Source organism: Mycobacterium sp. (assembly GCF_050701675.1).
Taxonomy (GTDB): Bacteria; Actinomycetota; Actinomycetes; order Mycobacteriales; family Mycobacteriaceae; genus Mycobacterium.
In genome coordinates this window covers 1-10,347 of the sequence record NZ_JBOGDD010000980.1, presented here as the reverse complement: position 1 = coordinate 10,347, position 10,347 = coordinate 1, and the positions used below count along the sequence as shown (strand labels likewise).

The 10,347-nt window shown below is 65.7% G+C and carries 7 protein-coding genes and 2 tRNA genes; all 9 read left to right on the top strand.

Features of this window, described 5'->3' with window-relative positions:
• Nucleotides 1-40: 40 nt before the first annotated feature.
• The 9 genes from dnaN (at nt 41) to ACRDUX_RS29625 (ending at nt 10,064) form a co-directional block, all read left to right on the top strand.
• Nucleotides 41-1,243, top strand: coding sequence for a DNA polymerase III subunit beta (gene dnaN, locus ACRDUX_RS29665; protein WP_526419209.1), 1,203 nt, complete (start codon nt 41-43; stop codon nt 1,241-1,243).
• A 29-nt stretch (nt 1,244-1,272) separates the two neighbouring features.
• Entirely contained in the window at nt 1,273-2,166 is an 894-nt protein-coding gene (gene gnd, locus ACRDUX_RS29660; protein ID WP_526419207.1) for a phosphogluconate dehydrogenase (NAD(+)-dependent, decarboxylating), read from the top strand.
• Nucleotides 2,167-2,203: 37 nt separating this feature from the next.
• Nucleotides 2,204-3,364, top strand: a complete 1,161-nt coding sequence (recF, locus tag ACRDUX_RS29655) for a DNA replication/repair protein RecF (protein ID WP_526419205.1) — start codon at nt 2,204-2,206, stop codon at nt 3,362-3,364.
• Complete coding sequence (locus tag ACRDUX_RS29650) at nt 3,361-3,924, top strand: DUF721 family protein (protein WP_526419203.1); 564 nt, start codon at nt 3,361-3,363, stop codon at nt 3,922-3,924. The genes recF and ACRDUX_RS29650 overlap by 4 nt, the downstream gene beginning before the upstream one ends.
• Nucleotides 3,925-4,155: 231 nt before the next feature.
• On the top strand, nt 4,156-6,189 hold the full coding sequence (gene gyrB / locus ACRDUX_RS29645) for a DNA topoisomerase (ATP-hydrolyzing) subunit B (protein WP_526419201.1): 2,034 nt from the start codon (nt 4,156-4,158) through the stop codon (nt 6,187-6,189).
• A gap of 46 nt (nt 6,190-6,235) precedes the next feature.
• A complete protein-coding gene (gyrA, locus tag ACRDUX_RS29640) occupies nt 6,236-8,755 on the top strand; it encodes a DNA gyrase subunit A (protein WP_526419199.1) in 2,520 nt (839 codons plus the stop codon).
• Between the two features lie 60 nt (nt 8,756-8,815).
• Nucleotides 8,816-9,700 (top strand): DUF3566 domain-containing protein, encoded by an 885-nt coding sequence (locus ACRDUX_RS29635; RefSeq protein ID WP_526419197.1) that lies wholly within the window; start codon nt 8,816-8,818, stop codon nt 9,698-9,700.
• Nucleotides 9,701-9,775: 75 nt separating this feature from the next.
• Nucleotides 9,776-9,849 (top strand) — tRNA-Ile (locus ACRDUX_RS29630).
• 142 nt (nt 9,850-9,991) lie between these two features.
• Nucleotides 9,992-10,064, top strand: a tRNA-Ala gene (locus ACRDUX_RS29625).
• The last annotated feature ends 283 nt before the right edge of the window (nt 10,065-10,347 follow it).

The window sequence follows — 10,347 nt, the reverse complement described above, 5'->3', positions numbered from 1 at the left end:
CTGCTAGTGCTTGTAGCTGGGGTTTCACCGAAGGGACGCTATGGACGTGGCGACGACGACGATTAGTACCGATTTGAAGTTCCGCCTGGTGCGGGAGGACTTCGCCGACGCCGTGGCATGGGTTGCCCGCATTCTGCCGACCAGGCCGACGGTGCCGGTTCTCTCCGGCGTCCTGCTGACCGGCTCCGATGACGGGCTGACCATCTCCGGTTACGACTACGAAGTGTCGGCCGAAGTGCGCGTTGCGGCCGAAATCGCCTCTCCCGGAAGTGTTCTCGTCTCTGGGCGGTTGCTTTCCGACATCACGAAGTCGTTACCGGCCAAACCGGTGGACGTCAGTGTCGAGGGCACCCGGGTGTTGTTGAGCTGCGGCAGCGCGCGTTTCTCCCTGCCGACGATGGCAGTCGAGGACTATCCGACGCTGCCCTCGCTGCCGGAGGAGACCGGTGTCGTGTCATCTGAGCTGTTCGGACAGGCCATCGGCCAGGTGGCCATCGCGGCGGGCCGGGACGACACGCTGCCGATGCTGACCGGCATCCGCGTGGAGATCTCCGGTGAGAAGGTCGTCCTGGCCGCCACCGACCGGTTCCGTCTCGCGGTGCGCGAACTGACCTGGTCCATCGAATCCGCAGACATCGAAGCGGCCGTGCTGGTTCCGGCGAAGACACTCGCCGAGGCAGCGAGGGCGGGCACCGACGGAGCCGACGTACATCTGTCACTCGGTGCGGGCGCAGCGGTCGGCAAGGACGGACTGCTCGGAATTCGCAGCAACGGCAAGCGCACGACGAGTCGGCTGCTCGACGCGGAGTTCCCGAAGTTCCGTCAGTTGCTGCCCGCCGAGCACACGGCGGTCGCGACCATCGGCGTCGCGGAGCTCACCGAGGCCATCAAGCGCGTGGCTCTCGTCGCCGACCGTGGCGCACAGGTTCGCATGGAGTTCTCCGAGGACTCGCTGCGACTGTCCGCCGGCGGCGAGGACGCGGTGGGGCGTGCCGAGGAAGATCTTCCCGTCGAGTTCTTCGGTGAACCTCTGACCATCGCCTTCAACCCGACGTACCTGACCGATGGCCTTGGCTCGCTGCACTCTCCGAAGGTGACGTTCGGCTTTACGACATCCAGTCGTCCCGCGGTGTTGCGGCCGGCGGGTGATGATGATCATGCGTACGTCGGTTCCAGCGGTCCCTTCCCGGCTGCCCAGACGGAGTACGTGTACCTGTTGATGCCGGTGCGCCTCCCAGGCTGACCGGCCTTATCTCCACGAAAGAGGCGCACATGCAACTCGGGTTGGTCGGTCTCGGAAAAATGGGCTTCAACATGCGTGAACGCCTGCGTCAGGGTGGGCACGAAGTAATCGGATACGATCCTCGCCCCGAGGTGACCGACGTCCCGGATCTCGCCGGCCTCGCCGCGGCGCTCTCGGCGCCAAGGGTGGTGTGGGTAATGGTGCCCTCTGGTGAGGTCACCAGTACCACGATCAAAGGCCTCGCGAAGGTGCTCGGTTCCGGGGACTTGGTGGTCGATGGCGGCAACTCGCGATACACGGAGGATGCTCCCCACGCTGCGCTGTTGGCGGAGAAGGGAATTGGCTTCGTCGACGCAGGTGTCTCTGGCGGCATCTGGGGTCTGACCGAAGGCTACGGACTGATGGTCGGCGGCAGTGACGCCGACGTCGCCAAGGTGTTGCCCGTCTTCGACACGCTGCGGCCGCCGGGGCCACAGGAGGACGGCTTCGTCCACGCAGGCCCGGTGGGCGCGGGACACTTCGCCAAGATGGTTCACAACGGAGTCGAGTACGCGATGATGACCGCCTACGGCGAGGGCTACGAGATGCTGGCCGCTGAGGATCTGATCAAGAGTCCGCAGGCCGTCTATCAGGCGTGGACCAATGGCACCGTGGTGCGGTCGTGGCTGCAGACGTTGCTGGCCAAGGCACTCAAGGAAGATCCTCAACTCGCCGAGATCAGGGGTTACACCGATGATTCAGGCGAAGGTCGCTGGACCGTGGAGGAGGCCATCCGTCTGCGCGTGCCGGTCCCGGCCATCGCTGCAGCACTGTTCGCGAGATTCCTTTCACGACAGGATGATTCGCCGACGATGAAGGCCGTGGCCGCGCTTCGCAATCAGTTCGGTGGGCATGCGGTGCAGAGGATTAGTGAGTCTGGTTGATCCAGGGCACGGCGATGAAGTGACGCGGGGCTGATCGGTGTACGTACGTCAACTGACACTGACCGACTTTCGCTCCTGGTCACGTCTCGAGTTGGAACTACAGCCCGGACGCACGGTGTTCGTCGGACCGAACGGTTTCGGCAAGACGAATCTGGTTGAGGCGCTGTGGTATTCCTCGACGCTCGGCTCACACCGGGTGGGCTCGGACGGGCCCCTGATCCGGGCGGGCGCCGAGCGTGCGATCGTGTCGACGATCGTCGTCAACGAGGGCCGCGAGTTGGCCGTCGACCTCGAGATCACCGCGGGGCGGGCCAACAAGGCGAGACTGAACCGCTCCCCCGTGCGCAGCGCCCGCGAGATCCTCGGGGCGTTGCGTGCGGTGCTGTTCGCGCCGGAGGATCTGGCGCTCGTCCGCGGTGAGCCCGGTGAACGGCGGCGCTATCTCGACGAGCTCGCGACCACCCGCCGCCCCGTGGTGGCAGGTATCCGCGCGGACTACGACAAGGTATTGCGACAACGTGCGGCCCTACTGAAAAGCGCTGCGGGCGCCCGCTTTCGCGGCGATACCGGCGCCCTGGAGACGCTCGACGTGTGGGACGGGCACCTTGCCAGCCACGGCGCCAAGTTGATCGCCGCGCGGGTCGAGCTGATGGGTCTGCTGGCTCCCGAGATCGCGAAGGCCTACCAGCTGTTGGCTCCGGCGTCGCGTCCCGCGTCGGTGCGTTACCGCAGTTCGGTCGACGCCGTCGAGGCAGAGGCGGCCACCGGCGCGTCGAGCACCGAGGTCTTCGAGGTGGCACTACTCGATGAACTGGCTCGCAAGCGCTCCACCGAAATCGAGCGGGGGGTCTGTCTAGTGGGGCCTCACCGCGACGACTTCGAACTACGACTCGGTGATCAGCTGGCCAAGGGGTTCGCCAGTCACGGGGAGTCGTGGTCGATGGCGCTGTCCCTGAGACTGGCCGCCTACGAACTTCTCCGGTCCGATGGAAGTGATCCGGTGCTGCTCCTCGACGACGTGTTCGCCGAACTCGACAACGCACGTCGGCGGGCGCTGGTCGAGGTGGCGGCGTCCGCCGAACAGGTTTTGGTGACGGCCGCGGTCAAGGAGGACATCCCACAGGACTGGGATGCGCGCAGAATGGAGATCGGTATGCGTGACGATGATTCCGGTCGACTCTCAGAGGTGATCGAATGACCGACTCCACGGATGGAGAACCGATGGAACCTCCGGCGCACCTCGCTCATCTAAAGGGCATGGATCTGGTCAGGCGCACGCTGGAAGAGGCGCGCGGCGCCGCCCGCAGCCAGGGCAAGGACGTGGGCCGTGGTCGAACGTCGTCGGTGAACCGCGCTCCCGTGCGCGGATCGCGCCGGAAGTGGTCGGGGCCAGGGCCGGATGCCCGCGATCCGCAGCCGCTCGGGAGCGCTACCTCCGAGTTGGCGAAGAGTCGCGGATGGTCGTCCCGCGTCGCGGAGGGGTCGGTATTCGGACAGTGGGCCACCGTCGTGGGTGATCAGATCGCCGAGCACGCCAACCCGTCCGCGCTGCGTGACGGGGTATTGACGGTGGAGGCCGAGTCGACGGCGTGGGCGACCCAACTGCGCCTTGTTCAGTCGCAGATTCTGGCCAAGATCGCCGCGGCCGTGGGTGACGGCGTCGTCACCAGTGTGAAGATCGTCGGTCCGGCGGCTCCGACGTGGCGCAAGGGTAAGTACAACGTGCCGGGACGCGGCCCGCGCGACACCTACGGGTGAGGTCCTCGGCCCTGCATCTGAGGACGCCGACAACAGTTGCGACGGGCTGATCGGTCGTCGGGACGCACCGTTGGCCGAGAAATTCCGTGCACGGCTCGATTAGGTACACAGAAACGCCGCCTCAGAGTCAGTCCTGACGGTGGGTAACGGTAGACTGATCCGAGACTCGCGGGGGCCCTCGAACCCCTAGCCGGCAACCCCTGCCCTCAAGACCAAGGAGACGCGTCCAACGTGCCTGCCCAGAAGAAGAGTTCTCCCAAGGAGTACGGCGCCGAATCGATCACCGTTCTGGAGGGTCTCGAGGCGGTCAGGAAACGGCCGGGCATGTACATCGGTTCCACGGGTGAGCGAGGTCTGCACCACCTCGTTTGGGAGGTCGTGGACAACGCGATCGACGAGGCGATGGCGGGATATGCCACCAAGGTCGACGTCAAGATCCTCGGTGACGGCAGCGTTCAGGTCACCGACGACGGCCGTGGCATCCCCGTCGCCATGCACGCCACCGGGGTTCCGACCGTCGACGTGGTCATGACGCAACTGCACGCTGGCGGCAAGTTCGGCGGCGAGAACAGTGGCTACACCGTCAGTGGTGGGTTGCACGGCGTGGGCGTTTCGGTGGTGAATGCCCTGTCCAGCCGTCTCGAGGTCACGATCCTGCGGGACGGTCACGAGTGGTTCCAACACTACGACCGCTCGGTTCCCGGCACGTTGAAGCAGGGCGGCACGTCCAAGAAGACGGGCACGACGGTCAGGTTCTGGGCGGACTCCGACATCTTCGAGACCACGGTCTATGACTTCGAGACCGTAGCGCGTCGCCTGCAGGAAATGGCGTTCCTGAACAAGGGGCTGACCATCGACCTGATCGACGAACGCGTCACGAACGAGGACGTCGTCGACGACGTCGTGAGCGACATGGCGGAAGCGCCGAAGTCCGCGGACGAGAAAGAGGCAGAGGCCAAGGGCCCGCACAAGATAAAGCACCGCACCTTTCACTACCCGGGCGGCCTGGTCGACTACGTCAAGCACATCAACCGCACGAAGACCGCGATCCAGCAGAGCATCATCGACTTCGACGGCAAGGGCCCCGGCCACGAGGTCGAAATCGCCATGCAGTGGAACGCCGGCTATTCCGAGTCGGTGCACACCTTCGCGAACACCATCAACACCCACGAGGGCGGCACGCACGAGGAGGGCTTCCGGAGCGCGTTGACCACGGTGGTCAACAAGTACGCCAGGGACAAGAAGCTGCTGAAGGAAAAGGACGCCAACCTCACCGGCGACGACATCCGCGAGGGGTTGGCCGCGGTGATCTCGGTGAAGGTCGCCGATCCGCAGTTCGAGGGCCAGACCAAGACCAAGCTCGGCAACACCGAGGTGAAGTCGTTCGTACAGAAGATCTGTAACGAGCAGCTCAGCCACTGGTTCGAGGCCAACCCGGCCGAGGCGAAAACCGTCTTGAACAAGGCCGTTCAGTCCGCGCAGGCGCGGATGGCGGCCCGCAAGGCGCGAGAGTTGGTGCGGCGCAAGAGCGCAACGGACATCGGTGGGCTGCCCGGTAAGCTGGCCGACTGCCGCTCCACCGACCCGCGGCTGTCGGAAGTCTATGTGGTGGAGGGTGACTCAGCCGGCGGCTCGGCGAAGAGCGGCCGCGACTCGATGTATCAGGCGATCCTGCCCCTGCGCGGGAAGATCATCAACGTCGAGAAGGCACGCATCGACCGGGTTCTCAAGAACACCGAAGTCCAGGCCATCATCACCGCGCTCGGCACCGGTATCCACGACGAGTTCGACCTGGACAAGCTGCGCTATCACAAGATCGTGCTGATGGCCGACGCCGACGTCGACGGTCAGCACATCTCGACGCTGCTGTTGACGCTGTTGTTCCGATTCATGAAGCCGCTCATCGAGAATGGGCACGTCTTCCTCGCGCAGCCGCCGCTGTACAAGCTGAAGTGGCAGCGCAGCGAACCCGAGTTCGCCTACTCGGATCGCGAGCGTGACGGACTGCTGGAGGCGGGTAAGGCAGCCGGTCGAAGGATCAATGCCGAAGACGGCATCCAGCGCTACAAGGGTCTCGGTGAGATGGACGCGAAGGAACTGTGGGAGACCACGATGGATCCGAGTGCGCGGGTGCTGCGCCGGATCACGCTCGACGACGCCGCCGCGGCCGACGAACTGTTCTCCGTGCTGATGGGCGAGGACGTCGAGGCCCGTCGCAGCTTCATCACCCGCAACGCCAGAGACGTTCGCTTCCTTGACGTTTGATCCTTCGATCCACATTCCTAGCTGCTCATAGACGAGCGAGGAGCATATGACAGACACGACCCTGCCCCCCGGCGGCGACGACGGCGTGACCACCGACCGGATCGAACCGGTCGACATCCAGCAGGAGATGCAGCGCAGCTACATCGACTACGCGATGAGCGTCATCGTCGGCCGCGCGCTTCCCGAGGTCCGTGACGGCCTCAAGCCGGTACACCGCCGCGTGCTGTACGCGATGTATGACTCGGGCTTCCGGCCCGACCGCGGTCACGCGAAATCCGCACGCTCCGTTGCCGAGACGATGGGCAACTATCACCCGCACGGCGACTCGTCGATCTACGACACCCTGGTGCGGATGGCCCAACCGTGGTCGCTGCGCTATCCCCTCGTCGACGGCCAAGGCAACTTCGGCTCACCGGGCAACGACCCACCGGCGGCCATGAGGTATACCGAGGCACGTCTCACGCCGCTGGCCATGGAGATGCTGCGTGAAATCGACGAGGAGACAGTCGATTTCATCCCGAACTACGACGGTCGGGTCCAAGAGCCCACCGTCCTGCCCAGCAGGTTCCCCAACCTGTTGGCCAACGGCTCCGGCGGCATCGCGGTCGGAATGGCCACCAACATGCCGCCGCACAACCTCAGGGAACTCGCGGAGGCGGTGTTCTGGTGCCTCGACAACTTCGAGGCCGACGAAGAGGCGACCCTGGCCGCGGTCACCGAACGGGTGAAGGGTCCCGACTTCCCCACCTACGGTCTGATCGTCGGCTCGCAGGGAATCCACGACGCCTACACGACGGGCCGCGGTTCCATCCGCATGCGGGGTGTGGTCGAGGTGGAGGAGGACTCCAAGGGCCGCACGCTGCTGGTCATCACCGAGCTCCCCTACCAGGTGAATCACGACAACTTCATCACCTCGATCGCGGACCAGGTGCGCGACGGCAAGCTCGCGGGCATCTCCAACATCGAGGACCAGGGCAGTGACCGCGTCGGCATGCGCATCGTCGTCGAGGTCAAGCGCGACGCCGTGGCGAAGGTGGTGCTGAACAACCTCTACAAGCACACCCAGCTGCAGACCAGCTTCGGCGCGAACATGCTGTCCATCGTCGACGGCGTGCCCCGCACGCTGCGGATCGACCAGCTGATCCGCCTCTATGTGGTCCACCAGTTGGACGTCATCGTGCGCCGCACCATTTACCGGTTGCGCAAGGCCAACGAACGCGCCCACATTCTGCGCGGACTGGTCAAGGCGCTCGACGCCCTGGACGAGGTCATCGCGCTGATCCGGGCGTCGGCCAACGTCGACGTCGCCCGCGCGGGCCTGATCGAGCTGCTCGACGTCGACGACATCCAGGCGCAGGCGATCCTCGACATGCAGTTGCGGCGCTTGGCCGCCCTGGAGCGTCAGCGCATCGTCGACGACCTGGCCAAGATCGAGGCGGAGATCGCCGACCTCGAGGACATCCTGGCCAAGCCCGAACGTCAACGCGCGATCGTTCACGACGAGCTCGCGGAGCTCGTTGAGAAGTACGGCGACGACCGGCGCACCCGGATCATCCCGGCCGACGGTGACGTCGCCGACGAGGACCTCATCGCCCGCGAAGAGGTCGTCGTGACCATCACCGAGACGGGTTACGCCAAGCGGACCAAGTCGGATCTCTACCGCAGCCAGAAGCGCGGTGGCAAGGGCGTGCAGGGCGCCGGGCTGAAGCAGGACGACATCGTCCGGCACTTCTTCGTCGGCTCCACGCATGACTGGATCCTGTTCTTCACCACCCAGGGTCGGGTCTACCGGGCGAAGGCGTACGAGCTGCCAGAGGCCTCGCGTACCGCGCGCGGCCAGCACGTCGCGAACCTGCTGGCCTTCCAGCCCGAGGAGCGCATCGCTCAGGTGATCCAGATCAAGAGCTACGAGGACGCGCCGTACCTGGTGCTCGCCACGAAGAACGGCCTGGTGAAGAAGTCCAAGCTGACGGACTTCGACTCCAACCGCTCGGGCGGCATCGTTGCGGTCAACCTGCGTGACGGCGACGAACTGGTCGGCGCCGTGCTGTGCTCGGCGAACGAGGACCTGCTCCTGGTGTCGGCCAAGGGTCAGTCGATCCGGTTCTCGGCAACCGACGAGGCGCTACGTCCGATGGGGCGGGCAACCTCCGGCGTGCAGGGCATGCGGTTCAACGAAGAGGACCAGCTGCTGTCCCTGAACGTGGTCCGCGAAGGCACCTACCTTCTGGTCGCGACCTCGGGTGGCTACTCCAAGCGCACCGCGATCGAGGAGTACACCGCCCAGGGCCGCGGCGGCAAGGGGATCCTCACGATCCAGTACGACCGCAAGCGTGGCACCCTGGTCGGAGCACTGATCGTCGACGACGACACCGAGCTATATGCCATCACCTCCGGTGGCGGCGTCATCCGGACCAGGGCACGTCAGGTACGCAAGGCCGGGCGCCAGACCAAGGGTGTGAGGTTGATGAACCTCGGCGATGGCGACACACTGATTGCCGTCGCCCGCAATGCCGACGAGGATGCGGGAGACGACGCAGACGACGCAGGGACCGACGCGACGTGATGCCCCGGATGTGGGCATGCCGTTGGCCGTCGGCAGCCGGCCCGAGCTAAGGAGCCCTAGGTGGGTTCACCGAACGAACCTGGACCACCGCGCACCAGCGATGGGACTGGCAGCGCCAACGGCGCGAACGGTAGCCACGACAGTGGGCCCCCGGGTGGGGGCTCGCCGTCCGGCGACGTGCCTCCGTGGCAGCGGGGCACGGCACGGCCAGGGCCAAGGCCACCGCGCACCGGCGAGGCGTCGGCCCCGGACGCGCCGCGGGTAGGGACGTCGACCGGGCACTCCCCCGGCACCGATGCCCGGCTTAACCGGTTCATCTCGGGTGGACCGGCGTCAGGGCCGGTGCAGGGACCAACACGGGAAGCCGCACCGACCCGGGAACCCGCTCCACAGCGGGAACCGGATGCCGCCCCGCCGGCCACCCGCACCGATTCCGGGCGTCCCGAGGTGTTCGCCAGTGAGCTGCCCGACCTTTCGGGGCCTGCGCCCCGCCCCGTCCGCAAGCCGGGGACCGAACGGACTGCTCTTGAGCCGTCGGCGCGCCCGTCGGCACCCGCCACCCGCGCCCAGGCAGCACGTTCGCAGGGTCCGGTGCGCGCGAGCATGCAGGTCCGGCGCGTGGACCCGTGGAGCGTGCTGAAGGTCTCGCTGGTGCTCAGCGTGGCGCTGTTCTTCGTGTGGATGATCGCCGTCGCGTTCCTGTATCTGGTGCTGGGCGGCATGGGCGTGTGGAGCAAGCTGAACAGCAACGTGGGCGACTTGCTCACCAGTGCCAGCGGCAGCGGCGAACTGGTGTCGAGCGGAACCATCTTCGGCGGCGCCACGCTCATCGGATTGGTCAACATCGTCCTGCTCACGGCCATGGCGACATGCGGCGCGTTCATCTACAACCTCACCACCGACCTGGTCGGCGGCGTCGAGGTGACGCTCGCCGACAGGGACTGAACGTCGCGAGAACCCGGCGGTTTGGGACGACGGGCGTGGTTACGGTAGATTCGTCCCTCGGCCGTATGTGATTACGGGCCTGTAGCTCAGGTGGTTAGAGCGCTTCGCTGATAACGAAGAGGTCGGAGGTTCGAGTCCTCCCAGGCCCACGGTTTGCCTTACTGAAAGAGGTGCGCTGTGAGGTTTCTCGTAGTGCTCGCCCTTCTCGTAGCGGGTGTGCTGATCGTGAGATCGCGCAGTCGCGTCGAGGTTTGGCATGTGGCCGCCGATCAGCCGAGCTGATCACGTAGAGGGGCCTTAGCTCAGTTGGTAGAGCGCTGCCTTTGCAAGGCAGATGTCAGGGGTTCGAATCCCCTAGGCTCCACATTTGAAACACGCAGTTCAGGCAGGTATCTCCGCCGACCCCTAGGCCGAAATCTCCTCCGTGGCCACATTTTGGACGCGACGCCGGACGTTGGTCCCGCGCACGTGTCCCCCCGCCCCTCCGAGTCGTGACGATTCTGACAGCGCTCGCTATCGTGTTCATTCACTCGAAGACGGATGCGGCACCTATCGGTGCATGCCGCCATGAACGCCACTGCCGCCACCGAAGCCCCCGAGGGCTAGGCCATAGTCGCCGTACGGGTCGAAGTTGATGGGTGGTGGCG

Bases quoted from the DNA above. Each gene is read 5' to 3' on its own strand.
- dnaN (WP_526419209.1), top strand. From the start codon at position 41: ATGGACGTGGCGACGACGACGATTAGTACCGATTTGAAGTTCCGCCTG.
- gnd (WP_526419207.1), top strand. From the start codon at position 1,273: ATGCAACTCGGGTTGGTCGGTCTCGGAAAAATGGGCTTCAACATGCGT.
- ACRDUX_RS29650 (WP_526419203.1), top strand. From the start codon at position 3,361: ATGACCGACTCCACGGATGGAGAACCGATGGAACCTCCGGCGCACCTC.
- gyrA (WP_526419199.1), top strand. From the start codon at position 6,236: ATGACAGACACGACCCTGCCCCCCGGCGGCGACGACGGCGTGACCACC.